Annotated in this window: 20 protein-coding genes; 12 read left to right on the top strand and 8 right to left on the bottom strand. The window is 62.7% G+C overall.

Going from position 1 to position 24,822, the window contains the following annotated elements; translation table 11 throughout:
• Window positions 1-2 precede the first annotated feature (2 nt).
• The 3 genes from ACIQYU_RS14420 to ACIQYU_RS14410 all read right to left on the bottom strand — a co-directional run bounded on the left by ACIQYU_RS14420 (window position 3) and on the right by ACIQYU_RS14410 (window position 3,385).
• Window positions 3-1,100: an amino acid ABC transporter permease gene (locus ACIQYU_RS14420; protein WP_207834463.1), complete on the bottom strand. Its 1,098-nt coding sequence runs from the start codon at window positions 1,098-1,100 to the stop codon at window positions 3-5.
• A gap of 10 nt (window positions 1,101-1,110) precedes the next feature.
• Window positions 1,111-2,289 (bottom strand): amino acid ABC transporter permease, encoded by a 1,179-nt coding sequence (locus ACIQYU_RS14415; RefSeq protein WP_402800516.1) that lies wholly within the window; start codon window positions 2,287-2,289, stop codon window positions 1,111-1,113.
• Window positions 2,290-2,356: 67 nt separating this feature from the next.
• Window positions 2,357-3,385 (bottom strand): amino acid ABC transporter substrate-binding protein, encoded by a 1,029-nt coding sequence (locus ACIQYU_RS14410; RefSeq protein ID WP_013974141.1) that lies wholly within the window; start codon window positions 3,383-3,385, stop codon window positions 2,357-2,359.
• 332 nt (window positions 3,386-3,717) lie between these two features.
• On the opposite strand from ACIQYU_RS14410, the gene ACIQYU_RS14405 reads away from it, so the two are divergent.
• Window positions 3,718-4,374 (top strand): alpha/beta hydrolase, encoded by a 657-nt coding sequence (locus ACIQYU_RS14405; protein ID WP_233687060.1) that lies wholly within the window; start codon window positions 3,718-3,720, stop codon window positions 4,372-4,374.
• A gap of 101 nt (window positions 4,375-4,475) precedes the next feature.
• The gene (rhlB, locus tag ACIQYU_RS14400; RefSeq protein ID WP_333957002.1) at window positions 4,476-5,939 is read left to right on the top strand and encodes an ATP-dependent RNA helicase RhlB; all 1,464 of its coding nucleotides are present in this window, start codon (window positions 4,476-4,478) and stop codon (window positions 5,937-5,939) included.
• A 131-nt stretch (window positions 5,940-6,070) separates the two neighbouring features.
• On the opposite strand, the gene moaE is transcribed toward rhlB, so the two are convergent.
• The 5 genes from moaE to ACIQYU_RS14375 form a co-directional block, all read right to left on the bottom strand.
• Entirely contained in the window at window positions 6,071-6,517 is a 447-nt protein-coding gene (gene moaE, locus ACIQYU_RS14395) for a molybdopterin synthase catalytic subunit MoaE (RefSeq protein WP_025340575.1), read from the bottom strand.
• A gap of 2 nt (window positions 6,518-6,519) precedes the next feature.
• Window positions 6,520-6,765, bottom strand: coding sequence for a molybdopterin converting factor subunit 1 (gene moaD / locus ACIQYU_RS14390; protein WP_207836551.1), 246 nt, complete (start codon window positions 6,763-6,765; stop codon window positions 6,520-6,522).
• On the bottom strand, window positions 6,765-7,235 hold the full coding sequence (gene moaC, locus ACIQYU_RS14385) for a cyclic pyranopterin monophosphate synthase MoaC (RefSeq protein WP_003251775.1): 471 nt from the start codon (window positions 7,233-7,235) through the stop codon (window positions 6,765-6,767). Before moaC ends, moaD begins: the two co-directional genes overlap by 1 nt.
• A gap of 136 nt (window positions 7,236-7,371) precedes the next feature.
• The gene (locus ACIQYU_RS14380; protein ID WP_013974146.1) at window positions 7,372-8,766 is read right to left on the bottom strand and encodes a PhoH family protein; all 1,395 of its coding nucleotides are present in this window, start codon (window positions 8,764-8,766) and stop codon (window positions 7,372-7,374) included.
• 362 nt (window positions 8,767-9,128) lie between these two features.
• Complete coding sequence (locus ACIQYU_RS14375) at window positions 9,129-10,256, bottom strand: polysaccharide deacetylase family protein (RefSeq protein ID WP_402800508.1); 1,128 nt, start codon at window positions 10,254-10,256, stop codon at window positions 9,129-9,131.
• A 137-nt stretch (window positions 10,257-10,393) separates the two neighbouring features.
• Between ACIQYU_RS14375 and yaaA the strand changes: the two genes are divergently transcribed.
• The 10 genes from yaaA (at window position 10,394) to ACIQYU_RS14325 (ending at window position 24,818) form a co-directional block, all read left to right on the top strand.
• Entirely contained in the window at window positions 10,394-11,173 is a 780-nt protein-coding gene (gene yaaA, locus ACIQYU_RS14370) for a peroxide stress protein YaaA (RefSeq protein WP_402800505.1), read from the top strand.
• 866 nt (window positions 11,174-12,039) lie between these two features.
• Complete coding sequence (locus ACIQYU_RS14365; protein WP_402800502.1) at window positions 12,040-13,356, top strand: nucleotide sugar dehydrogenase; 1,317 nt, start codon at window positions 12,040-12,042, stop codon at window positions 13,354-13,356.
• Between the two features lie 73 nt (window positions 13,357-13,429).
• Window positions 13,430-14,911 carry a glycosyltransferase family 2 protein gene (locus ACIQYU_RS14360; protein ID WP_207836306.1) on the top strand — a complete coding sequence of 494 codons (1,482 nt, stop codon included), beginning with the start codon at window positions 13,430-13,432 and terminating at the stop codon, window positions 14,909-14,911.
• A 36-nt stretch (window positions 14,912-14,947) separates the two neighbouring features.
• Window positions 14,948-16,114, top strand: coding sequence for an alginate biosynthesis protein Alg44 (locus ACIQYU_RS14355; protein WP_063913337.1), 1,167 nt, complete (start codon window positions 14,948-14,950; stop codon window positions 16,112-16,114).
• Between the two features lie 12 nt (window positions 16,115-16,126).
• Window positions 16,127-17,554 (top strand): alginate biosynthesis TPR repeat lipoprotein AlgK, encoded by a 1,428-nt coding sequence (gene algK, locus ACIQYU_RS14350; protein ID WP_207836319.1) that lies wholly within the window; start codon window positions 16,127-16,129, stop codon window positions 17,552-17,554.
• A complete protein-coding gene (locus ACIQYU_RS14345; RefSeq protein WP_063913339.1) occupies window positions 17,551-19,029 on the top strand; it encodes an alginate export family protein in 1,479 nt (492 codons plus the stop codon). The genes algK and ACIQYU_RS14345 overlap by 4 nt, the downstream gene beginning before the upstream one ends.
• Window positions 19,030-19,051: 22 nt before the next feature.
• The gene (gene algG, locus ACIQYU_RS14340) at window positions 19,052-20,611 is read left to right on the top strand and encodes a mannuronan 5-epimerase AlgG (RefSeq protein WP_063913340.1); all 1,560 of its coding nucleotides are present in this window, start codon (window positions 19,052-19,054) and stop codon (window positions 20,609-20,611) included.
• 13 nt (window positions 20,612-20,624) lie between these two features.
• Window positions 20,625-22,067, top strand: a complete 1,443-nt coding sequence (locus ACIQYU_RS14335; protein ID WP_063913341.1) for an alginate O-acetyltransferase — start codon at window positions 20,625-20,627, stop codon at window positions 22,065-22,067.
• 7 nt (window positions 22,068-22,074) lie between these two features.
• The gene (locus tag ACIQYU_RS14330) at window positions 22,075-23,178 is read left to right on the top strand and encodes a mannuronate-specific alginate lyase (protein WP_402800497.1); all 1,104 of its coding nucleotides are present in this window, start codon (window positions 22,075-22,077) and stop codon (window positions 23,176-23,178) included.
• A 182-nt stretch (window positions 23,179-23,360) separates the two neighbouring features.
• Window positions 23,361-24,818, top strand: coding sequence for an MBOAT family protein (locus tag ACIQYU_RS14325; protein WP_063913343.1), 1,458 nt, complete (start codon window positions 23,361-23,363; stop codon window positions 24,816-24,818).
• Window positions 24,819-24,822: the final 4 nt, after the last annotated feature.

Here is a 24,822-nt window from a genome sequence, read left to right as displayed (position 1 = left end):
TCCTAACGCTTGTGGCCAGTGTCCAGCTTGCGCTCCAGATGCATGGAGTAGCGGGACATACCGAAACAGAAAATCCAGAACACCAGGGCGGCGAACACGTAGCCCTCGGTAGCCATGCCCAGCCAGGCCGGGTCGGCGGCAGCTTGCTTGACGCTGTTCAGCAGGTCGAACAGGCCGATGATGATCACCAGGCTGGTGTCCTTGAACAGGGCAATGAAGGTGTTGACGATGCCTGGGATCACCAGCTTGAGCGCCTGCGGCAGAATCACCAGGCCCATCGCCCGCCAGTAGCCCAGGCCCATGGCCGCGGCGGCTTCGTACTGGCCCTTGGGGATGGCCTGCAGGCCGCCCCGCACCACCTCGGCGATGTACGCCGACTGGAACAGGATCACGCCGATCATCGCCCGCAGCAGCTTGTCGAAGCTCATGCCCTCGGGCAGGAACAAAGGCAGCATCACCGACGACATGAACAGCACCGTGATCAACGGCACGCCGCGCCAGAACTCGATGAAGGTCACGCACACCACCTTCACCGCCGGCATCTTCGAACGCCGCCCCAGGGCCAGCAGGATGCCCAGCGGCAAGGCGCCGACGATGCCCACGGTGGCGATCACCAGGGTCAGCATCAGCCCGCCCCACTGGCTGGTCGCTACGTTTTCCAGGCCCAGGACGCCCCCGTGCAGCAGGGTGTAGGCCAGCACGGGGTACAGCACCAGGAAGCCCAGGCCATAGAAGGCCTTGCGCGGGAAACGCTTGATGAACAGTGGCGCGGTGCCGAGCACGGCAAGCCACACGGTCAGGTCCACGCGCCAGCGCAGCTCGGCCGGGTAGTAGCCGTACATGAACTGGCCGAAGCGCTGCTGCACGAACACCCAGCAGGCGCCCTCCTTGGTGCAGTCGGCACGGGTGGTGCCGACCCAGTTGGCGTCAAGCAACGCCCACTGCAGCAACGGCGGCACGATCAGCCACACCAGATAGATGGCGAACAGGGTCAGCAGCGTGTTGAGCCAGCTGGAGAACAGATTGGCACGCATCCATGCGAGCACGCCGACGGTTTTCACCGGTGGCGGCATATCGGGTTTGAAAACATGGGCATTCACGGGCGTATCCTCACCGCTCGATCAGCGCAATGCGCTTGTTGTACCAGTTCATCAGCAGCGAAATGCTGATGCTGATGGCGAGATAGACACTCATGGTGATGGCGATCACCTCGATGGCCTGGCCGGTCTGGTTGAGCACGGTACCGGCGAACAGCGAAACCATCTCCGGGTAGCCGATACCGGCCGCCAGCGACGAGTTCTTCGCCAGGTTCAGGTACTGGCTGGTCAGCGGCGGAATGATCACCCGCAGTGCCTGGGGGATGATCACCTTGCGCAGGGTCGGGCCCTCGCGCAGGCCCAGCGAGCGCGCGGCCTCGGTCTGGCCATGGCTGACCGAACGGATACCGGAGCGCACGATTTCGGCGATGAACGCTGCGGTATAGATGGTCAACGCCAGGGTCAACGCCAGCAGCTCGGGGATCAGCACCCACCCGCCGACGAAGTTGAATCCTTTCAATTGCGGCACTTCCCAGTGCACCGGGCTGCCGAACAGCAGTACGCAAACGCCCGGAATGGCGATGAACAGCGCCAGCCCCACCCAGAACTTGTGGAACGGTACACCGGTCTCGTCGAAGCGCTTGTTGGCAAAGCGCACCATTACCACGATGGCCAGCAGCGCCAGGACCAGGGCCACGACGAACGGCCAGAAGCCTTCGGCCATGGACGCGCCGGGCATGTTAAGGCCACGGTTGCTGATGAAGAAGGTGTCGTCGATATTGATACTGCCCCGCGGTCCCGGCAGGGTCAGGAACACGGCGAAGTACCAGAACAGGATCTGCAACAACGGCGGGATGTTGCGGAAGGTCTCCACATACACGGTCGCCAGCTTGTTGATCATCCAGTTCGGCGACAACCGCGCCACACCGATGATGAAGCCGAGGATGGTCGCCAGCACCACACCGATGAAGGTCACCAGCAGGGTGTTGAGCAGGCCGATGACGAACACCCGCGCATAGCTGTCGGATTCCACGTAGGGAATCAGGTGCTGGGCGATGCCGAAGCCGGCACTGCGGTTGAGAAAGTCGAAGCCCGAGGTGATACCCCGGTGTTGCAGGTTGGTTTGCGTGTTGTGGAACAGGTACCAGCCCAGGCCGACCACGAAGACGATCGTGAGGATCTGGAACAGCCACGCGCGCACACGCGGATCGTTAAGGGACAAGCCCTTGGGTGCGCCGATTTGATTTTGCATGAAGTGCCCCGGACAGTAGGGATTCGAACAGCCTGCGGCGGCGGGATGCCGCCGCAGGGTGCAGCCATCAGCGCACAGGTGGCGCGTACTGGATGCCGCCGTTGTTCCACAGGGCGTTCATGCCACGGTCGATCTTCAGGTCGGTGCTCTGGCCCAGGTTCTTCTCGAACACTTCGCCGTAGTTACCGACTTGCTTCACGATTTGCACTACCCAGTCCTTGGGCAGCTTGAGGTCCTTGCCGTACTCACCATCCGCGCCCAGCAGGCGGGCGACGTCCGGGTTCTTGGTGCTCTTGGCTTCGGCCTCGACATTCTTCGAGGTGATGCCCGCCTCTTCGGCGTTAAGCATGGCGAACAGGGTCCACTTGACGATGCTGAACCATTCTTCGTCGCCCTTGCGCACCACCGGGCCCAGCGGTTCCTTGGAGATGGTTTCCGGCAGTACCACGTACTCGGTCGGCGCGGCCAGCTTGGAGCGCTGGGCGAACAGCTGCGACTTGTCCGAGGTCAGCACGTCGCAACGGCCCGACTCCAGCGACTTGGCGCTTTCGTCCGAGGTGTCGAAGGTGATCGGGGTGTACTTCAGGCCATTGGCGCGGAAGTAGTCCGATACGTTCAGCTCGGTGGTGGTACCGGCCTGGATGCAGATAGTCGCGCCATCGAGTTCCTTGGCGCTGGATACACCCAGCTTTTTGTTGGCCAGGAAGCCAACGCCGTCGTAGTAGGTAACACCGGCGAATACCAGGCCCATGCCGGCATCACGCGAGCTGGTCCAGGTGGTGTTGCGCGACAGCACGTCGACTTCGCCCGACTGCAGGGCGGTAAAGCGTTCCTTGGCGTTGAGCTGGCTGAACTTGACCTTGGTGGCATCGCCGAACACGGCGGCGGCCACGGCGCGGCACACGTCGGCGTCGATACCAACGATCTTGCCCTGCGCATCAGGTACCGAGAAGCCTGGAAGACCGTCGCTCACGCCACACTGGACGAAGCCCTTCTTCTTTACCGCATCGAGGGTGGCGCCGGCCTGGGCGTTGCTCACGGCCCCCAGCGCGGCGGCAGCGGTCAGGACTGCCAGGGTGGTTTTCAACATCTTCATTCACAACCTCCAAATCGCTCTTGTTGTATCGAGCCGGAATTGCACCGCACCCTTTTGAGGCGTGTCCGACCCGTATTGGCTTGTTATTGGGTCAAATGGCGCAATGGACTGTTCTGTGACAGCCTTCGCGTGCTAAGGGTGTTACCGTCACGGCCTGCCCTTTGCATCACAGGTTGAATTGCAAAGCGCGTACCAAAATTTCTGGCTGTAGCGTTTAAGCGCTCGTCAAGTAGGGAAAGTTGTATCGTTGCGACATTCTTTTTCAGACAATCATTTCCAGCGCCTTCTTTTCACGCACGCCATAACAAGACCCGCACACTTTCGGAGCAGTCATGACCAACCCGTTGATTCTCGAACCGCAGAAAACCGCAGACGCCTGTGTGATCTGGTTGCACGGTCTGGGTGCCGACCGTTACGACTTCCTACCAGTGGCCGAATTCATGCAGGAACGCCTGCTCAGCACCCGTTTCGTCATGCCCCAGGCACCCACCCGCCCGGTAACCATCAACGGCGGCTATGCCATGCCCAGCTGGTATGACATCAAGGCCATGACCCCAGCCCGCGCCATCGACGAAGCGCAGCTGGAAGAATCGGCCGAACAGCTCATTGCCCTGATCAAGGCCGAGCAGGCCAAGGGCATCAGCCTGTCGCGGATCTTCCTGGCCGGTTTCTCCCAAGGCGGTGCGGTGGTGCTGCACACTGCCTATATAAAGTGGCAAGAAGCGCTGGGTGGCGTGATCGCCCTGTCCACCTACGCCCCCACCTTCAACGACCAGCATCAGTTGAGCGCCTGCCAGCAACGCACCCCGGCCCTGTGCCTGCACGGCGTGCACGACCCGGTGGTGATCCCGTCCATGGGCCGCACCGCCTTCGAGTACCTGAATACCTGGGGCGTCGCCGCCCGCTGGCACGAATACCCGATGGAACATGAAGTGGCGGTGGAAGAGCTGAACGACATCCACGACTGGCTGGGCCAGCAATTGCAATAAGCCAAGGCAGCCTGTAGTTGTGAGGCTATTCCGCTACGCCGCGCCTGAATCTTGCATTACACTGCCCGGCGTACATTCCTTAACCAGTTGATGAGACGATCGTGCTCAAGGCACTCAAGAAAATATTCGGCAAGGGAGACGCCGCGCCACAGGCCGTCGCTCCTGCTGCCAGCGTGACCCCGCCTGCGCCCGCGCCAGCCAGCGAGGCCCGGCCCGCAGCAAAGCCGGCCACCCCGCGCGCCAACCGCACTGCCGAGGCTGAACAGCCTGCCGCCGTTACGCCAGCCACCGACAAGCCGGCCAAGGACAAACCGCGTCGCGAGCGCAAGCCCAAGCCGCAGGCCAGCCTGTGGAAACCCGAAGACTTCGTGGTCGAGCCGCAAGAAGGCAAGACCCGCTTCCACGACTTCAAGCTGTCCAACGAGCTGATGCACGCCATCCACGACCTGGGCTTCCCGTACTGCACACCGATCCAGGCACAGGTGCTGGGTTACACCCTGCGTGGCCAGGACGCCATCGGCCGGGCCCAGACCGGTACCGGCAAGACGGCGGCGTTCCTGATCTCGATCATTTCCCAGCTGCAGCAGACGCCGCCGCCGAAGGAACGCTACATGGGCGAGCCACGCGCGCTGATCATCGCGCCCACCCGCGAGCTGGTGGTGCAGATCGCCAAGGACGCCATCGCCCTGACCAAGTACACCGGCCTGAACGTGATGAGCTTTGTCGGCGGCATGGACTTCGACAAGCAGCTCAAGGCCCTGGAAGCGCGCCACTGCGACATCCTGGTGGCCACCCCGGGCCGCCTGCTGGACTTCAACCAGCGCGGTGAGGTGCACCTGGACATGGTCGAGGTAATGGTGCTGGACGAAGCCGACCGCATGCTCGACATGGGCTTCATCCCCCAGGTACGCCAGATCATTCGCCAGACGCCGCCGAAAAGCGAGCGCCAGACCCTGCTGTTCTCCGCCACCTTCACCGACGACGTGATGAACCTGGCCAAGCAGTGGACCACCAACCCGGCCATCGTCGAGATCGAGCCGGAAAACGTGGCCAGCGAAACGGTGGAGCAGCACGTGTATGCGGTGGCCGGCAGCGACAAGTACAAGCTGCTGTACAACCTGGTGACCCAGAACAAGTGGGAACGGGTGATGGTATTCGCCAACCGCAAGGACGAAGTGCGGCGCATCGAGGAAAAACTGGTGCGCGACGGCATCAATGCCGCGCAGTTGTCGGGCGACGTGCCGCAGCACAAGCGTATCCGTACCCTGGAAAACTTCCGCGAAGGGCGAATCACCGTGCTGGTGGCCACCGACGTGGCAGGGCGTGGTATTCACATCGATGGCATCAGCCACGTGATCAACTTCACCCTGCCGGAAGACCCGGACGACTATGTGCACCGCATTGGCCGGACCGGCCGTGCGGGGACCAGTGGCGTGTCGATCAGCTTTGCCGGCGAGGATGACTCCTACCAGCTGCCGGCGATCGAAGAGCTGCTGGGGCGCAAGATCAAGTGTGAAATGCCGCCGGATGAGCTGCTGAAGCCGGTGCCGCGCAAGCACCATTGACCTGTGCCGGCCTCTTCGCGGGTAAACCCGCTCCCACAGAGGTACTCCACAGCTTTCGAAACCTGTGCAGTACCTGTGGGAGCGGGTTTACCCGTCGAACCGGGGCTACGCCCCGGCCATCAAACAAGGATCTACCAGCGCCCAGCGGCATCCTGGTCACTCTGCTTCCCTTCCACCCACCTTGCCCCTTCCTGGGTATTTTCCTTCTTCCAGAACGGCGCCCGGGTCTTCAGGTAGTCCATGATGAAGTTGCAGGCATCGAACGCCGCCTGCCGATGGGCACTGGCCACGCCGACGAACACGATCGGCTCGCCCGGTTCCAGCGCACCGATGCGGTGCAGCACCTCCACCTTGAGCAACGGCCAGCGCTGCTCGGCCTCGACCACGATCTTGGCCAGCGCCTTTTCGGTCATGCCCGGATAGTGCTCAAGGAACATCCCCGCCACTTCGCGGCCATCGTTGAAGTCCCGCACATAACCGACAAAACCGACCACCGCACCTACGCCGACATTGGCCGCATGCATGGCATTGGTCTCGGCCCCCGGGTCGAACGCGCCTTCCTGTACTCGCACAGCCATGTTCAGCCTCCGGTCACCGGCGGGAAGAACGCCACTTCATCGCCCTCTGCCAGCGGCTCATCGAGCTTGCACAGCTCTTCGTTGCGCGCACACATCAGGTTCTGCTCGGCCAGCACTTCGTACTGCCCGCCCTTGGCCACCAAAGCCTGGCGCACATCATCGAGCACCTTGAACACGCCCTCCACCCGCTCGGCATCCACGCCCAACAGTTCGCGGTAACGGGCGAAGTACATCACCTTGACCTTCATCACGCCTCCACCTTGTAGTGGCCGCTCTTGCCGCCAAGTTTTTCCAGCAGGCGCACCTGCTCGATGACCATACCTTTATCCACAGCCTTGCACATGTCGTAGATCGTCAGCGCGGCCACGCTGGCGGCGGTCAGCGCCTCCATCTCCACGCCAGTCTGCCCGGCCAGCTTGCAGCGGGCGACGATGCGCACGGCGTCCTGCCCCTCGGCACTGAGCTCGACCTTGACGCTGGTCAGCATCAGCGGGTGGCACAGCGGGATCAGGTCACTGGTCTTCTTGGCCGCCTGGATCCCGGCGATGCGCGCCACGGCGAACACGTCGCCCTTGGGGTGTTCACCGTCGACAATCATCTGCAAGGTCTGCGGCAACATGCGCACCCGCGCCTCGGCGGTGGCCTCGCGCTCGGTCACGGCCTTTTCAGTGACGTCGACCATGTTGGCCCGCCCCTGGGAATCAAGATGTGTCAGCACTGCTCTGCTCCTGTGAAGGGAACTCGCAGTGTAAACCTGTGAGTCAGGTTTGAGCAGAGGGATGCGTCAACCGGTACGGCCTCTTCGCGGGCGTGCCCGCGAAGAGGCCGGGCGGCGAACCGCCCGGCGCAGAGGGTTACAGATGCGACTCGGCGTACTCGGCCAGCACCGAGCGTGGCACGCCCTGCAGGGTGATGTGCACGCCATGGGGGAAGTCCTTGAAGCGCTCGGTCAGGTAGGTCAGGCCCGAGCTGGTCGCGGACAGGTAGGGGGTGTCGATCTGCGCCAGGTTACCCAGGCAGACCACCTTGGAGCCGGAGCCGGCACGGGTGATGATGGTTTTCATCTGGTGCGGTGTCAGGTTCTGGCACTCGTCGATCAGGATCAGGCTCTGCTGGAAGCTACGGCCACGGATGTAGTTCAGCGACTTGAACTGCAACGGCACGCGTTCGAGGATGTACTCGACGCTGCCATGGGTGCTTTCGTCATCCATGTGCAAGGCTTCGAGGTTGTCGGTGATGGCGCCCAGCCAGGGCTCCATCTTCTCGGCCTCGGTGCCCGGCAGGAAGCCGATCTCCTGGTCCAGCCCCTGCACACTGCGGGTGGCGATGATGCGCCGGTAGCGCTTGCTGACCATGGTCTGCTCGATGGCCGCGGCCAGGGCCAGGATGGTCTTGCCGGAACCGGCGGCGCCGGTCAGGTTGACCAGGTGGATATCCGGGTCGAGCAGGGCGAACAGCGCCAGGCTCTGATGGATGTCCCGCGGCTTCAGGCCCCAGGCTTCCTGGTGCAGTAGCGGTTCCTGGTGCAGGTCGAGCAACAGCAACTCATCGTTGCGGATACCCTTGATCCAGCCGACGAAGCCCTGTTCATCGATGATGAACTCGTTGACATGCACCGCCGGCAGGTTGTCGATCAATTGCACGCGGTGCCAGGTACGGCCACGCTCCTGGCGGGTATCGACCTTGCTCACCCGGTCCCAGAACGAGCCGGTGACCGAATGGTAGCCCTTGGACAGCAAGGACACGTCATCGACCAGCTGGTCGGTGCTGTAGTCCTCGGCCGCGATGCCACAGGCACGTGCCTTCAGGCGCATGTTGATGTCTTTGGTGACCAGCACAACGTCCAGGTCGGTGCGCCGGGCCCGTACTTCGAGCAACTGGTTGATGATGATGTTGTCGTTGAGGTTTTCCGGCAGCAGCTTGTTCGGCTCGTTGCGCGGGGTCATCAGGATGGACAGGAAGCCCTTGGGCCCGCTCTTGCCACGCTGGATCGGAACGCCCTGCTCGACATCGCTGGGCGAGGCGTCACCAAGGGTCTGGTCGATCAGTCGAATGGCCTGGCGGCATTCGGCGGCGATGGTCTGTTTGCCGGTCTTGAGCTTGTCGAGTTCCTCCAGCACCGTCATCGGGATGGCGACATGGTGCTCCTCGAAGTTCAGTAACGCGTTAGGGTCGTGAATCAGGACGTTGGTATCGAGCACATACAGGATAGGCTTGCTGGAGGAAGGGTTGCGTCCTTGGTCATCCATACTCGGTCACCTTATGTCGAAGCCACACGGCGTGGTCTGTTACGCCGCAGAGTGACTGCCGCTGTCCCCGTATCCGCGTTGTTACGGGCGGGAAGCGAACCTGGCTAGGTGGGCCTGGATGACGCCACCTGTGCTGCAGGAATCGGCTGTCTGGTTTCTTCATACCGCAAAAATGATGACTAAAAAAAGTCTTTTTACGTGTAGGTGAAGTTTATTTTTCCAAATGACGAACAGGGGTTGGCGAGGGGGCGCGTGAGGACTACAGTAAAAATTCAGGCTGGCCTTGCCGAGGCCATCGCCAGCAGCCCATGCACGGTACCTGTGGAAGCTGGCGTGCCGGCGATGGGCCGCAAAGCGGCCCCCTACTCCCGCCAGGAATACGCCTGACAGTCCTCCCAACCAATCCCGCTCTGCGCGGTATTGCGCAACAACCACTCCACCGCCGGCTGTGCCTTGGGCAGGCTGTCATGGAACTGGATCACCCCTTTGCGCCACAGCAGCATCAAGGTCAGCACCCGCTGCGCCGAGGCCTCGGCGCTCAGTGCGCCATCATCCTGGGCATCGATGTCCCACAATGACACCCGCAACTGCTGGCTGGCCATGAATGCCTCGCCATCGGCCCGACGCTGCCCGTAAGGTGGCCGGAACAACGGCACATACTGCTCCGGCAGGTCTGCCTGCACCCGCGCCTGGCTACGCCGCAACGAGTCCTGCCAACCATTCCACAGCGCATGGGAGCGGTACTCCCAACCCTGTATCCCCACGCACTGCCCGCCATAGAGCTGACGCAAGGCATTCGCCACCCCGGCGTCGCGGCGTTGCTGCAGGCGGTTGCCGAGCACGAAGAACGTGCCTTCAAGCTTTTGCCGGCGCAGGTAATCAGCCAGCAGGTCGGTGCTGCCGCCCTCCGGCCCGGGCCCGCCGACGAAGGTCAGCAGGAACATTCGGTCGTTCAGTTCATCCCCGTTGCGCTCGCGCGAGGACAGCCGCTCCAGCTCGCTACTGGTCTGTGGCAGCAACGCAGCCTTGCGCAGTTGCTCGTCCAGGTAGCGCACATGGAACTGGTGACTCGGCTCGACCCAGCCGGTGTAGAACGTGCCGACATCGGCAGCGAACGTCGCCGCTTGAGCACGCAACTCCGCCATCGACGTTACCGGGTAACAGAACGACGCATCCTGCTCGCAACTGCGCTGCGCCTGTTGATAACCTTCCCATAACCGCTGCCACATGCGCGCCCGCACCAGGCGCACCTTCTGCAGGTTGATCTGCCGCAGCCCCAAGCGTGCCGCCAGCGCTGCGTCGTCCAACTGCTCGCTTTCGTGCAGCACCTGGGCGAACGAGAGGATTTCGGCGCGCGAGGCCACATCGAACAGCGCCGGGCTGTCCAGCTGTTCGGGCCACAGGCTGCGGTCCAGGCTCGCCTGGGGTAACGGGGCAGCTTGCACGGCCAGGCTCAGCAGAGCGGCCAGCAAGGCAGAGGCAATGCGCACGGTTGAAGGCTCCGCAACGGCAAAACGCGCACTATAGCGCCTGCACCGGCCATGGTCTGTGACTATCGTCGCCATAGTTTGGACTTGCACCGCCCAGCCCGTAGAATCCACGGCCAACGATGCCAGGAGCCGACCCGATGCTGACGGTGATTTCCCCCGCCAAGACCCTCGATTACGACACCCCGCCGGTGACCGAGCGTTTCACCCTGCCCCAGTACCTGGACGACTCCCAGGAACTGATCCAGCAACTGCGCGACCTGTCGCCGGCGCAGATCAGCGAACTGATGCACCTGTCCGACAAGCTCGCCGGCCTGAATGCCGCGCGCTTCGGCAGCTGGACCCCGGACTTCACCCCGGCCAATGCCAAGCAGGCGCTGCTGGCGTTCAAGGGTGACGTGTACACCGGCCTCGACGCCGAGAGCCTGGGCGAGGACGACTTCAGCTATGCCCAGCAGCATTTGCGCATGCTTTCGGGCCTGTACGGCCTGCTGCGCCCGCTCGACCTGATGCAACCCTACCGCCTGGAAATGGGCACCAAGCTGGCCAACGCCCGCGGCAAGGACCTGTACGCCTTCTGGGGCACACGCATCAGCGAATGGCTGAACCAGGCCCTGGCCGAACAGGGCGATGACGTGCTGCTGAACCTGGCCAGCAACGAGTATTTCAGTGCGGTGAAACGCAGTGCGCTCAAGGCCCGGGTGATCAACGTCGACTTCAAGGACCTGAAGAACGGCCAGTACAAGATCATCAGCTTCTACGCCAAGAAAGCCCGCGGCATGATGAGCCGCTTCGTCATCCAGCAGCGCATCAGTGACCCGGAGGAGCTCAAGCAGTTCGATGTGCAGGGGTACTACTACAGTGCCGAGCAGTCGAAGCCTGACCATCTGGTGTTCCTGCGCGATCATCCTTCCGAGTGATCCTGTCACGCCCTCTTCGCGGCTGAAGCCGCTCCCACAGCCCCCCACTGAACTCAAGACCAGTGCAAAACCTGTGGGAGCGGCTTTAGCCGCGAAGAGGCCAGCAGCCATTACGCACCTCTCCTGCCCCGCAACAGGGCGCACTTCATATCGCCATTACGTCATAAACCTGGCGTCAATAAATCGCCACCACCCTACTTATAGCCAAACGCCATAAGACCGTTCGTAGCTTTTTTGACGAATTTTTCAAAATATTTTTCGATGCTGGCATAAAAATATCTCGCAACAGTTTCGCCCTTTATATATCGGGGTAAAACACCCGTGTGCTATCAGATTGAAATTGTCCGCCACTGAAAAAATATTTAGAAATCTTTCATCCGCGCCGAACCCACTCCGGAACTTCTGCTACGACGAATCGCTCATAGTGCCGTAACGATTTTCCTGCCCCCGGGCTGTGAGAGATGACTTACAAGTGACAACGGCAGGTATCCACTACCAGCCCCAACAACTTCGACAGGTATGACAGGCACCCCCTGAAAACCCTGTCCACGCAGGAGAGACGCGTCCCTTACATATCGTCCTAGTGGTTGATTTCAAAGGATTTTTCCACTTGAAAAAACAAGCACAGCAACGCGCCATGTAGCGCATTGCAATAAAGACGGCTGCATTCCAGGGCACGTTTTTTAATTAATGGCTTTTTACTGCCACATTTGAGTGCATAACTTTTTGCGCTCCGGATTTATTTTGCCTGCGCTCGGCGAAGTGTGCATTTCGCCATGGATCCGTGCGCCCGAAAACTGTTGTTAATCAACCCAGCCCGGCTCTTCCCGGAGAGGCCGGCGTGATAAACACATGAGGTGATAGCGATGCGTATCAGCATCTTTGGTTTGGGTTATGTGGGTGCAGTCTGTGCAGGCTGCCTGACGGCGCGAGGCCATGAAGTGATCGGTGTGGACGTGTCCAGCACCAAGATCGAACTGATCAATCAGGGCAAGTCCCCCATCGTCGAACCTGGCCTGGAAGCACTGCTGCAACAGGGCATCGCCAACGGCCGCCTGCGCGGTACTACCGATTTTGCCGAAGCCATCCGTGCCAGCGACGTATCGATGATCTGCGTGGGTACCCCAAGCAAGAAGAACGGCGACCTGGGCCTGGAATACATCGAGTCGGTGTGCCGCGAAATCGGCTACGTACTGCGCGATAGCGAGCGCCGTCACACCATCGTGGTACGCAGCACCGTGCTGCCAGGCACCGTGAAGAACGTGGTGATCCCGATCCTCGAAGACTGCTCGGGCAAGAAAGCCGGCGTCGACTTCGGTGTCGCGGTCAACCCGGAATTCCTGCGTGAAAGCACCGCGATCAAGGACTACGACCAGCCACCGATGACCGTCATCGGCGAACTGGACAGCGCCAGCGGCGACATCCTGCAGGCCCTGTACGAAGAGCTCGACGCACCGATCATCCGCAAGCCGATCGAAGTGGCCGAGATGATCAAGTACACCTGCAACGTATGGCACGCCACCAAGGTCACCTTCGCCAACGAGATCGGCAACATCGCCAAAGCCGTAGGCGTGGATGGCCGTGAGGTGATGGACGTGGTCTGCCAGGACAAAGTGCTGAACCTGTCCCAGTACTACATGCGCCCTGGCTTCGCCTTCGGCGGCTCGTGCCTGCCCAAGGACGTGCGCGCCCTCACCTATCGTGCCGCCAGCCTCGATGTACGCGCACCGCTGCTCGACTCGCTGATGCGCAGCAACGAGTCGCAGGTGCAGAACGCCTTCGAGCTGATCGAAGCCCACGACAAGCGCAAGGTCGCCCTGCTCGGCCTGAGCTTCAAGGCCGGCACCGACGACCTGCGTGAAAGCCCGCTGGTGGAACTGGCCGAGCGCCTGATCGGCAAGGGCTACCAGCTGGACATCTACGACGAGAACGTCCAGTACGCCCGCGTCCACGGCGCCAACAAGGACTACATCGAATCGAAGATCCCGCACGTGTCGTCGCTGCTCAACGCCGACTTCCAGAAGGTGATCGACAACGCCGACATCATCGTCCTGGGCAACCGTGACGAGCAGTTCCGTGCACTGGCCCAGCAAGCACCGGCCGGCAAGCACGTGATCGACCTGGTCGGCTTCATGAGCAAACCGACCTGCGCCACCAGCCGCACCGAAGGCATCTGCTGGTAAGTGCTGGCCGGGCAGCGGGGGCCTCCCCACCCCCGCTGCCCACCTTTTCCCGAATTCTCGACGGATGCTGAACATGCAAAGGCTCCAGACAGTGCTGTTGCAGTGCGCCGGTTGGCTGCTCTACATGAGTCTGCTCATGCTGATCGCCCTGGCCCTGCCAGCCGATATCTTCGACTCGCAGTCGAAGCACTTCATCTTCCTGGTCGGCGCAGTCGGCATCTGGCGCTATTCCATGGGCGCCACCCATTTCATCCGCGGCATGATCTTCCTCTACGGCGTGTATCCGTACCTGCGCCGCAAGGTGCAGAAGATGGGCAAGGACACCGACCCGTCCCACGTGTACCTGATGGTGACCAGCTTCCGCATCGAAGCACTCACCACCGCCCAGGTGTACAGCTCGGTGATCCGCGAGGCGATCAACTGTGGCTTCCCCACCACCGTGGTCTGCTCGCTGGTGGAAATGTCGGACGAACTGCTGGTGAAAAGCCTGTGGGCCAAGTACAACCCGCCAGCCCACGTGAAGCTGGACATCGTGCGCATCGCCGGTACCGGCAAGCGTGACGGCCTGGCCTACGGCTTCCGTGCCATCTCGCGCATGCTGCCGGACGACAACGCCGTGGTGGCGGTGATCGACGGCGACACCGTGCTGGGCGATGGCGTGGTACGCAAGACCGTGCCGTGGTTCAAGCTGTTCCCCAACGTCGGCGGCCTGACCACCAACGAGTTCTGCGAAGTGCGTGGCGGCTACATCATGAGCGAGTGGCACAAGCTGCGCTTCGCCCAGCGCCACATCAACATGTGCTCGATGGCCCTGTCCAAGCGCGTGCTGACCATGACCGGGCGCATGTCGATGTTCCGCGCCAGCGTGGTGACCAACCCCGAGTTCATCGCCGACGTCGAAAGCGACTCGCTGATGCACTGGCGCCTGGGCCGCTTCAAGTTCCTTACCGGTGACGACAAGTCCAGCTGGTTCAGCCTGATGCGCCTGGGCTACGACACTTTCTACGTGCCGGACGCCGCCATCAACACGGTCGAGCACCCGCCGGAGAAGAGCTTCCTCAAGGCCAGCCGCAAGCTGATGTACCGCTGGTACGGCAACAACCTGCGGCAGAACTCCCGCGCGCTTGGCCTGGGCCTGCGCCGCCTGGGGCTGTTCACCAGCATCGTCCTGTTCGACCAGCGCGTGTCGATGTGGACCAGCCTGCTGGGCCTGACCGTGGCGGTGATCGCCAGCCTCAAGTTCGGCCTGGGCTTCCTGCTGGTGTACCTGCTGTGGATCGGCATCACCCGCCTGATCCTCACCATCATGCTGCTGTGCTCCGGCCACAACGTAGGCCCGGCCTACCCGCTGATTCTCTATTACAACCAGATCATCGGCGCGCTGATGAAGATCTACGTGTTCTTCCGCCTCGACAAGCAGTCCTGGACGCGTCAGCCCACTGCCCTCAAGCGTGACCTCGCCAGCTTTCAACAATGGTTCAACACCTGGTCCTCGCGGACCATGACCTTCTCGGCTGCCAGCATCTTCGTCGCTGTGCTGTTCATGGTCGTGTGAGCCCAACCCGGATCGGAACTAACAGGAACAAACCACATGAATACCGCCGTGAACGTCAACGTCGTGCATGAGTCCGAAGCCCAGCGCCAGCATGCCCGGGTACGCATCCCCGCCAAGCTGCGGTTCCTCGACCCTCAGCGCCAGGCCCACGATGTGAAGGTCGACGACCTCTCTGCCGGTGGCCTGAGCTTCCACACCAAGCAACAACTGACGGTTGGCGACGTACTACGCGGACGGCTGCAGTTCACGGTCGACAACCTCGGCCTGTCGATGGACATCGAGTTCCAGGTGCGCTCCTACCACCCGGACAGTGGCCGCACCGGCGCGCAGTTCCAGAACCTCGAGCCACGCGACATCGCCACGCTGCGCCATATCATCACTTCGCACCTCTCGGGTGAGCTGATCACTGCCGGCGATGTGCTCAGCACCTTGCAGCGCGACAACTTCACCAAGGCACGCAAGCAGAAGGATGGCGGCAGTGGCCTGAGCGCCTTCGGCCGCCTCAAGGCGGTCACCGTCACCCTCGGCGTGTTCGTGGTCGGTGTCGCCGCCTTCGGCTTCATCGCCAAGTCGCTGTACGGCATGTACTTCGTCAGCCATGCCGAAGCCGGCGTGGTCGCAGTGCCCACCACCACCATCACCATGCCGCGCGACGGCACCGTGAACAGCCTGGTCGACAGCGGTGGGCAGATCGCCAAGGGCGCGCCACTGGCCAGCTTCACCACCAGCATGCTGGACATGCTCAAGGGCAACCTGGAGGACGCACAGCTCGAGCCGGCGAAGATCGAGGAACTGTTCGGCAAGCAGCTGTCCGGCACCCTCACCAGCCCATGTGATTGCGTGGTCGCCCGCCAGCTGGTGGACAACGGCCAGTACGCCGCCAAGGGCCAGCCGATCTTCCAGCTGATCCCGCGCACCACCAACCCGATGATCGAGGCGCGCTTCACCTACCGCCAGTTCGACGAGGTCAAGCCAGGTACCCGGGTCAACTTCCAGGTAGCCGGCGAAGACGAAGTGCGCACCGGCCAGATCGTCAGCAGCGCCAGCCTCAACAGCGAAGACCTGGCCGCCGACATCCGCGTGCAGATCAAGCCCGACAGCGCCCTGCCCGCCGAACTCGCCGGCCGCCCGGCTTCGGTCAACAGCGACCGTGGCCCGTCGCTGAACTGGCTGATCGACAAAGCCATGGCCCGTGGGCTGTAAGAGGATCACAACATGATTCCCTACAAGAAAAGCGCCAGCCTGGGCCTGTGTGCCCTGGCTGCAGCCATCACCCTGGCTGGCTGTGCCGGCCTGCCCGACCAGCGCCTGGCCAACGAAGCCATGAAGCGCGGTGACACGGCACTGGCCGAGCGCAACTACAAGGCCCTGGCCGACCTGGGCTACAGCGAAGCGCAAGTGGGCCTGGCCGACATCAAGGTCGCCACCCGCGACCCCGCGAAAATCAAGGAAGCCGAGGCCACCTACCGCGCCGCGGCCGCCATTTCGCCGCGTGCCCAGGCGCGCCTGGGCCGCCTGCTGGTGGCCAAGCCCGACAGCACCCAGGCCGAGCGCGAAGAAGCCGAGACCCTGCTCAAGCAAGCCGCCAGGCAGGGCGAAAGCAACACCCTGATCCCGCTGGCGATGCTCTACCTGAGCTACCCGCAAAGCTTCCCCAAGGTCAACGCGCAACAGCAGATCGACCAGTGGCGCGCCGCCGGCAACCCGGAAGCGGGCCTGGCCCAGGTGCTGCTGTACCGCACCCAGGGCACCTACGACCAGCACCTGGGCGAAGTGGAGAACATCTGCAAGGCCGCGCTGAACACCACCGACATCTGCTACGTCGAGCTGGCCACCGTGTACCAGAAGCGTGGCCAGGCCGACCAGCAGGCCGCCCTGCTCGGCCAGCTCAAGGCTGCCTACGCCCGTGGTGCAGTACCGGCCACCCGGGTCGACAGCGTTGCCCGGGTACTGGCTGACCGCAGCCTCGGCCAGACCGACGAGAAAACCGCCAAGGACCTGCTCGAACAGGTAGCCCCGGCCAACCCGGCGTCCTGGGTCAGCCTGGCGCAGCTGGTGTACGACTTCCCCGAGCTGGGCGATACCGACCAGCTGATGGCCTACATCGACAAAGGCCGCGAAGCTGAACAGCCACGCGCCGAACTGTTGCTGGGCCGCCTGTACTACGAAGGCAAGACCGTACCTGCGGATGCGGCCAAAGCCGAACAACACCTGCAGGCTGCCGCCGACGCCGGCGAAGTCAGCGCCCATTACTACCTGGGCCAGCTCTACCGCCGCGGCTACCTGGGCAACGTCGAGCCGCAAAAGGCCGTCGACCACCTGCTGGCCGCCGCCCGCGGTGGGCAGAACAGCGCCGACTATGCCCTGGCCCAGCTGTTCAGCGAAGGCCACGGCATTCGCCCGCAACCGGGTAACGCCTGGGTCTTCGCCCAGCTGGCCCAGGTCAACCCGACGCCACAGTCCGCTGAACTGCTGCAGCAGCTCGACCAGCAACTCACGCCTGACCAGCGCAGCCAGGCCCAGCAACTGCTGGCCCAAGAAAAACAGGCGCGCGGCAGCATGAGCCAAGGCGCCAACAGCACCTTGGCCATCGAAGCCCTGCAAGACGACGAAAAAGAAGTAACCGGTGAGGACTCGCTATGACGCTCAATCCCCTCGTGAAAGCTGGCATCGGCCTGAGCTTCGCCCTGCTGTGGTCCTGCCCGACCCTGGCGGCAATGACCGCTGAAAAGAACTTCGGCCTGGATGTGAAAATCACCGGCCAGTCGGAAGACGACCGTGACCTGGGCACCCGCTCCGGCGGCGACGTCAACGGCCTCGGTCTCGATCTGCGCCCCTGGGTATATGGCGAGCGTGGCAACTGGAGCGCCTATGCCATGGGCCAGGCCGTCACCGCCACCGACACCATCGAAACCGACACCCTGCGCCAGAACGACGACGGCACCAGCACCGACACCGCCGCCGACGGCCGCGAGCAGGACAAGAGCTACCTGGCCATGCGCGAATTCTGGGTCGGCTACAGCGGCCTCACCGCCTACCCTGGCGAGCAACTGCGTTTCGGTCGCCAGCGCCTGCGCAGCGACGATGGCATGTGGCGTGACACCAACATCGAGGCGCTGAACTGGACCTTCGACACCACGTTGCTCAAGGCCGACCTGGGTGTGGCCCAGCGCTTCAGCGAATACCGCACCGACCTCACCGAGCTGGCCCCGGAAGACAAGGACCGCACACACCTCTACGGCAACGTCGCCACGCAGTGGACCCCTGGCCACTGGGTCGGCGTACGCGCCCACCACACCCACGACGGCGGCAGCCTGAAGAACCCGGGCGAAACCGTCGATGCGCTGGACAAGACCCGCACCGGCGACCTCACCTGGCTGGGCCTGGAAGCCAACAGCGACGCCTACAACTGGCGCAACGATCACACCGTCAACTACTGGGGCAGCGTCACCTGGCTGACCGGTGACCGCGACACCCTCAGCAGCCAGGTCGTCGGCGACCAGACCGTGGCCACCGGCAAGCAGAGCGGTGACGTCAACGCCTGGGCCACCGACTTCGGCGTCCGCCTGCGCCTCGACCCGCAATGGCAGGTTGGTGCGGCCTACGCCCGTGGCAGCGGCGGTGGTGGCGACGACGGTTCGAGCAACTACGAGCAGACCGGCCTGGAGAGCAACCGCTCCAACTACACCGGTACCCGTTCGCGCGTACACCGTTTCGGTGAAGCCTTCCGTGGCGAGCTGGGCAACCTGCAGGCGGCCACCCTGTTCGCCTCCTGGCAGCTGCGCGACGACTACGACGCCAGCTTCATCTACCACAAGTTCTGGCGTGTCGATGGCAACCAGAACATCGGTTCCAGCGGCATCAACGCGGTGGTCAACGACAACGGTGTGAACCGCCCACTGGTCGATGGCGAAAAAGACCTTGGCCAGGAAATGGACGTGGTCGTGACCAAGTACTTCAAGCAAGGCCTGCTGCCAGCTTCGATGAGCCAGGCCATCGACGAGCCATCTGCCCTGGTGCGTCTGCGTGCCGGTGTGTTCAAGCCGGGTGACGCCTACGGCAAGGAAGCGGACTCGTACATGCACCGCGCCTTCGTCGATGTGATCTGGCGCTTCTGAGGCCGGTAGAGGACTTACCGTTATGAACCTTCACCCGCACTTACGCCACAGCCTGTTGGCCAGCGCCTTGCTGCTGGCCAGTGGCCTGGTCGCTGCCGCAGAACCCCAGGTGATCGCCAAGGAACTGCAGCAAGCCAAGACCTATACGGTCTCCAGCGCACCGATCGAGCCGCTGCACATGGACCCGCCGAAGCTGCCTGACCTGACCGGCTACACCTTTGATGCGGTGCAGAAAAAAATCGACCGCCGCCACAAGGGCAAGGTCAGCCTGCGCCGCATGTTCCAGGAGGATACCCTCAAGGAATTCGTCGGTGGCGACAACAAGGCGGCCGAGTGGGTCCAGCGCCAGCATGGCATTCCGCAGGCGATCTTCGTCGATGACGGCCATGTCGACCTGGTCGAACTGAGCAAGAAGGTACCCAGGCAGTACCTCAGCGAAGTCGAGCCGGGCGTTTACCTGGCGCGCCTGCCGATCGTGGTCGGGCCGAAGGGCATCCTCGAGATCGACGGTAAGGTCAAGCAACTGCGCCTGTCCCAGGAAGGCGGTTCGTTCCTGGTCAACGACGGCAAGCTGTTCGTCACCGACACCCAGGTGACCGGCTGGCGGGAAAAGGACAACGGCCCGGCGACCTTCCGCTCGCCCAAGGAATTCCGCCCGTTCCTGCTGTCGTGGGGCGGCACCGAGACCTACATCGTCAATACGAAAATGGCCAGCTTCGGCTATGCCAAGTCCAAGTCGTATGGCGTGAGTATCTCGCAGTACACGCCGAACATGGCCAAGCGCATGGGCCGCCCTGAACCCACCGGCTGGATCATCGGCTCCGAGTTCAGCGACATGTGGTACGGCTTCTACTGCTACGAGACCCAGGACTTCGTGGTCAAGGACAGCACCTACCGCGACAACATCGTCTACGGCATCGACCCGCACGACCGCTCGCACCGGCTGATCATCGCCGGCAACACGGTGTACGGCACCAAGAAGAAGCACGGCATCATCGTGTCGCGTGAGGTCAACGACAGCTGGATCATCAACAACAAGAGCTTCGACAACAAGCTCTCGGGCGTGGTGATCGACCGTAACAGCGTCAACAACCTGATCGCCTACAACGAGATCTACCGCAACCACACCGACGGTATCACCCTGTACGAAAGCGGCGACAACCTGATCTGGGGCAACAAGCTGATCAACAACCGCCGCCACGGCATCCGCGTGCGTAACAGCGTGAACATTCGCCTGTACGAAAACGTCGCCATGGCCAACGGCCTGGTGGGTGTGTACGGCCACATCAAGGACCTGTCCGATACCGACCGCGACATCGCCCTCGACCCGTTCGACACCAAGGTGTCGCTGATCCTGGTCGGTGGCGAACTGTCGGCCAACGGCTCCGGCCCACTGTCGATCGACTCGCCACTGTCGGTCGAACTGTACAAGGTGTCCATGCTCGCCCCGCGCAAGGCCAGCGGCATCAGCCTCAACGGCGTCCTCGGCGAACGCCAGGACGAAATCCTCGACCTGCTGGTACGCCAGCAAAAGGCTGTGCTGATCGACCCGGTCGAACGCCAGACCGAAATGATCGATTAAGGAAGCCCAGACCATGACGCCACATCTGATGAAACTGCTGGGCCTGTCCGCCGCCCTCCTGGCGATCAGCCAGGGCGTGCGCGCCGAAGACGTCAAGGCCCCCACCTTCAGCGCCGAGCCCTGCTGCCAGCTGTGCCCTGAAGCACATGACGCCAGCCGCTACACAACCCGCTACCAGCAGAACTTCACCACGCTGGTGCAGGCCCAGGGCGACTGGCTGTTCCGTACCCGCGAAGACCTGCGCACCGAGTTCAACACCACCCCTGCCGGCTACAAGCGTCTGCAGCAGGTGCACGACGCGTTCAAGAAGCGCGGCGTGGAACTGGTGGTGGTGTACCAGCCGACCCGTGGCCTGGTGAACCGCAACATGCTCAACCCGGCGGAAAAAGCCGCCTTCGACTACCAGAAGGCCCTGGGCAACTACCAGGCCATGCTCAAGCGCTTCGCCAGCATGGGCTACAACGTGCCCGACCTGTCGCCACTGACCAACGAACAGCTGGCCGCTGCCGACCAGGGCAAGGACTTCTACTTCCGTGGCGACCAGCACTGGACGCCGTATGGCGCCGAGCGTGCAGCGAAGATCGTGGCCGACACCGTGCACAAGATGCCGGCCTTCGAAGGCATCCCGCGCAAGGAGTTCGAAACGAAGAAGTCCGGGCGCATGGGCAAGACCGGCACCTTGCATAACGTCGCCGGCCAGCTCTGTGGCACCAGTTACGCAGTTCAGTACATGGACCAGTTCGCCACCGAGCCGAAAGGCTCCGACGGTGGCGGTGACGACCTGTTCGGTGACGCCGGCAACGCGCAGATCACGTTGGTGGGTACCAGTCACAGCGGCAAGAACTACAACTTTGCGGGCTTCCTGCAACAGTACATTGGTGCCGATGTATTGAACGTGGCCTTCCCTGGCGGTGGCCTGGAAGGCTCGATGATCCAGTACCTGGGCAGCGAGGAATTCCAGAAGAACCCGCCGAAGATCCTGATCTGGGAATTCTCCCCGCTGTATCGCCTGGACCAGGAAACCATCTGGCGGCAAATCCTTGGCCTGCTCGACGACGGCTGCGATGACCGCCCGGCCCTGATGAGCGCCAGCGCCACCCTCAAGCCCGGCAAGAACGAGCTGATGGTCAACGGCAAGGGTGGCGTGCTCAAGGACCTGGTCAACCGCAACATACAAATGGACGTGAAGTTCGAAGACCCGTCGGTGAAGGTGCTGCAGGCCACCCTCTGGTACCTCAACGGCCGCCACGAGGACATCAAGCTGGAAAAACCGGAAACCTCCGACACCGACGGCCGCTTCGTCTTCCAGATGCGTGAAGACGAGGACTGGGCCAGCCAGAGCCTGTTGGCGTTCGAGGTGCAGGGGCCGGAAAGCGGTACCCAGAAGGTCGAAGCCAAGCTCTGCAAACGCAACAACTTCGCCGTGCCCGCGCAGACCGCGCAGGCCGGCCAGTGAGGCGACCATGATCCCGTTCAAGCGAATTTCCCGCCCCGCCCTGCTTGCCCTTGCGTTGTGCGGCGGTGCCGCGCACGCCGCGCTGGTACCACCCCAGGGTTACTACGAGGGGATCGAAAAGCTCAAGACCGGCGACGGCAACTTCCGCTGCGCGACTGCCCCCAAGCCGTACACCGGCGCCCTGCAGTTCCGCAGCAAGTACGAAGGCTCGGACAAGGCGCGGGCCACGCTCAATGCCGCCTCGGAAAAGGCCTTTCGCAAGTCCACCGAAGACATCACCACCCTTGAGAAAGGTGTGAGCAAGATGATCGGCCAGTACATGCGTGACGGCCGCCCGGCACAGCTCGACTGCACCCTGGCCTGGCTGGGCAGCTGGGCCCGCGCCGATGCGCTGATGTCCACCGACTACAACCACACCGGCAAGTCGATGCGCAAATGGGCACTGGGCAGCATGAGCGGTTCGTGGCTGCGCCTGAAGTTCTCCAGTTCGCAGCCGCTGGCCGCGCACCAGGCCGAAGCCGAGCTGATCGAAAAATGGTTTGCCCGGCTGGCCGAACAGACCGTGCGCGACTGGAGCGACCTGCCGCTGGAGAAGATCAACAACCACAGCTACTGGGCAGCCTGGGCGGTAATGGCCAGCGCCGTGGCCACCGACCGTCGCGACCTGTTCGACTGGGCCGTGAAGGAATACCGGGTTGGCGCCAACCAGGTCGACCAGCAGGGCTTCCTGCCCAACGAACTGAAACGCAAGCAACGCGCCCTGGCCTACCACAACTACGCCCTGCCACCGCTGGCGATGATCGCCAGCTTCGCCCAGGTCAATGGCGTGGATGTGCGTGGCGAGAACAACAACGCCCTGCAGCGCCTGGCGCAGCGGGTGCTGAACGGGTCGAAGGACCCCAGCGCGTTCAAGGCCCGCAATGGCGAGAAACAGGACATGAAAGACCTGAAGATCGACAGCAAGTACGCGTGGATGGAGCCCTACTGCAGCCTGTATGCGTGCAGTGGCGACACCCTGCAACGCAAGCGTGGCATGCAGCCGTTCAACAGCTTCCGGCTGGGCGGCGACCTGACCCGGGTCTACGACCCGAGCGCAGAATCGAAAAAGTAACGCAAAACCCCTGTGGGAGCGGGTTTACCCGCGAAAAGGCCAGACCTGCCATGTGCGGTGCCTGTGCCGGCCTCTTCGCGGGTAAACCCGCTCCCACAGGAATCTAGGTAGCCCGCCACGAACATGTGGGGGGTTTGGGGGGCGCTTTGCCCCGGATGCTGTGAACAAAAAGGAGAACCGGGATGGTCTTCTCGTCCAACGTGTTCCTGTTCCTGTTCTTGCCGATCTTCCTCGGCCTGTACTACTTGAGCGGGCAACGTTATCGCAACCTGCTGCTGCTGGTCGCCAGCTACATTTTCTACGCCTGGTGGCGGGTGGACTTCCTGGCCCTGTTCGCCGGGGTCACCCTGTGGAACTACTGGATCGGCCTGAAAGTCGGCGCCGCCGGTGTACGCACCAAGCCCGCGCAGCGCTGGCTGCTGCTCGGCGTCGGTGTCGACCTGGCGATCCTCGGCTACTTCAAGTACGCCAACTTCGGCGTCGACAGCCTCAACGCGATCATCTCCTCGTTCGGCCTGGAGCCGTTCATCCTCACCCATGTGCTGCTGCCGATCGGTATCTCGTTCTACATCTTCGAGTCGATCAGCTACATCATCGACGTGTACCGCGGCGATACCCCGGCCACCCGCAACCTGATCGACTTCGCGGCGTTCGTGGCGATCTTCCCGCACCTGATCGCCGGCCCCGTGCTGCGCTTCAAGGACCTGGTCGACCAGTTCAACAACCGTACCCACACCCTGGACAAGTTCTCCGAAGGCTGCACCCGCTTCATGCAGGGCTTCATCAAGAAAGTGTTCATCGCCGACACCCTGGCGGTAGTGGCCGACCACTGTTTCGCCCTGCAGAACCCGACCACCGGCGATGCCTGGCTCGGCGCCCTGGCCTACACCGCGCAGCTGTACTTCGACTTCAGCGGCTACAGCGACATGGCCATCGGCCTGGGCCTGATGATGGGCTTCCGCTTCATGGAAAACTTCAAGCAGCCGTACATCAGCCAGTCGATCACCGAGTTCTGGCGGCGCTGGCACATCAGCCTGTCGACCTGGCTGCGCGACTACCTGTACATCACCCTGGGTGGTAACCGCAAAGGCACCTTCAACACCTACCGCAACCTGTTCCTGACCATGCTGCTGGGCGGCCTGTGGCACGGCGCCAACTTCACCTACATCATCTGGGGTGCCTGGCACGGCATGTGGCTGGCCATCGAGCGCGCGCTGGGCATCGACACCAACCCGCAGCGTTTCAACCCGGTGAAGTGGGCGTTCACCTTCCTGCTGGTGGTGGTCGGCTGGGTGATCTTCCGTGCCGAGAACCTGGAAGTGGCCGGCCGCATGTACGGCGCCATGTTCAGCTTCGGCGACTGGCAGCTGTCGGAACTCAACCGTGCCCAGCTCACCGGCCTGCAGGTAGCCACCCTGGTGGTCGCCTACATCACCCTGGCGTTCTTCGGCCTGCGCGACTTCTACCGCAACGCCAGGCCAACGCCCAAGGCCACCCCGGTGGAGGTCAACAACGACGGTTCGATCGGCCTGGACTGGACCCGGGTGATGACCCGCGCCCTGGTGCTGCTGCTGTTCGTGGCCTCGATCCTCAAGCTTTCGGCGCAGAGCTACTCGCCGTTCCTTTACTTCCAGTTCTGAGGTT

Source organism: Pseudomonas sp. NPDC096925, from assembly GCF_044762545.1.
GTDB lineage: Bacteria > Pseudomonadota > Gammaproteobacteria > Pseudomonadales > Pseudomonadaceae > Aquipseudomonas.
The sequence above is the reverse complement of the archived record's forward strand: the minus strand, read 5'-3'. Positions and strand labels throughout refer to the sequence as shown.

Coding starts and splice junctions, on each gene's coding strand:
- ACIQYU_RS14415 (WP_402800516.1), bottom strand. CDS start 2,289: ATGCAAAATCAAATCGGCGCACCCAAGGGCTTGTCCCTTAACGATCCG.
- ACIQYU_RS14410 (WP_013974141.1), bottom strand. CDS start 3,385: ATGAAGATGTTGAAAACCACCCTGGCAGTCCTGACCGCTGCCGCCGCG.
- ACIQYU_RS14405 (WP_233687060.1), top strand. CDS start 3,718: ATGACCAACCCGTTGATTCTCGAACCGCAGAAAACCGCAGACGCCTGT.
- moaE (WP_025340575.1), bottom strand. CDS start 6,517: ATGGCTGTGCGAGTACAGGAAGGCGCGTTCGACCCGGGGGCCGAGACC.
- moaD (WP_207836551.1), bottom strand. CDS start 6,765: ATGAAGGTCAAGGTGATGTACTTCGCCCGTTACCGCGAACTGTTGGGC.
- ACIQYU_RS14380 (WP_013974146.1), bottom strand. CDS start 8,766: ATGGATGACCAAGGACGCAACCCTTCCTCCAGCAAGCCTATCCTGTAT.
- yaaA (WP_402800505.1), top strand. CDS start 10,394: ATGCTGACGGTGATTTCCCCCGCCAAGACCCTCGATTACGACACCCCG.
- ACIQYU_RS14365 (WP_402800502.1), top strand. CDS start 12,040: ATGCGTATCAGCATCTTTGGTTTGGGTTATGTGGGTGCAGTCTGTGCA.
- ACIQYU_RS14360 (WP_207836306.1), top strand. CDS start 13,430: ATGCAAAGGCTCCAGACAGTGCTGTTGCAGTGCGCCGGTTGGCTGCTC.
- ACIQYU_RS14355 (WP_063913337.1), top strand. CDS start 14,948: ATGAATACCGCCGTGAACGTCAACGTCGTGCATGAGTCCGAAGCCCAG.
- algK (WP_207836319.1), top strand. CDS start 16,127: ATGATTCCCTACAAGAAAAGCGCCAGCCTGGGCCTGTGTGCCCTGGCT.
- ACIQYU_RS14345 (WP_063913339.1), top strand. CDS start 17,551: ATGACGCTCAATCCCCTCGTGAAAGCTGGCATCGGCCTGAGCTTCGCC.
- algG (WP_063913340.1), top strand. CDS start 19,052: ATGAACCTTCACCCGCACTTACGCCACAGCCTGTTGGCCAGCGCCTTG.
- ACIQYU_RS14335 (WP_063913341.1), top strand. CDS start 20,625: ATGACGCCACATCTGATGAAACTGCTGGGCCTGTCCGCCGCCCTCCTG.
- ACIQYU_RS14330 (WP_402800497.1), top strand. CDS start 22,075: ATGATCCCGTTCAAGCGAATTTCCCGCCCCGCCCTGCTTGCCCTTGCG.
- ACIQYU_RS14325 (WP_063913343.1), top strand. CDS start 23,361: ATGGTCTTCTCGTCCAACGTGTTCCTGTTCCTGTTCTTGCCGATCTTC.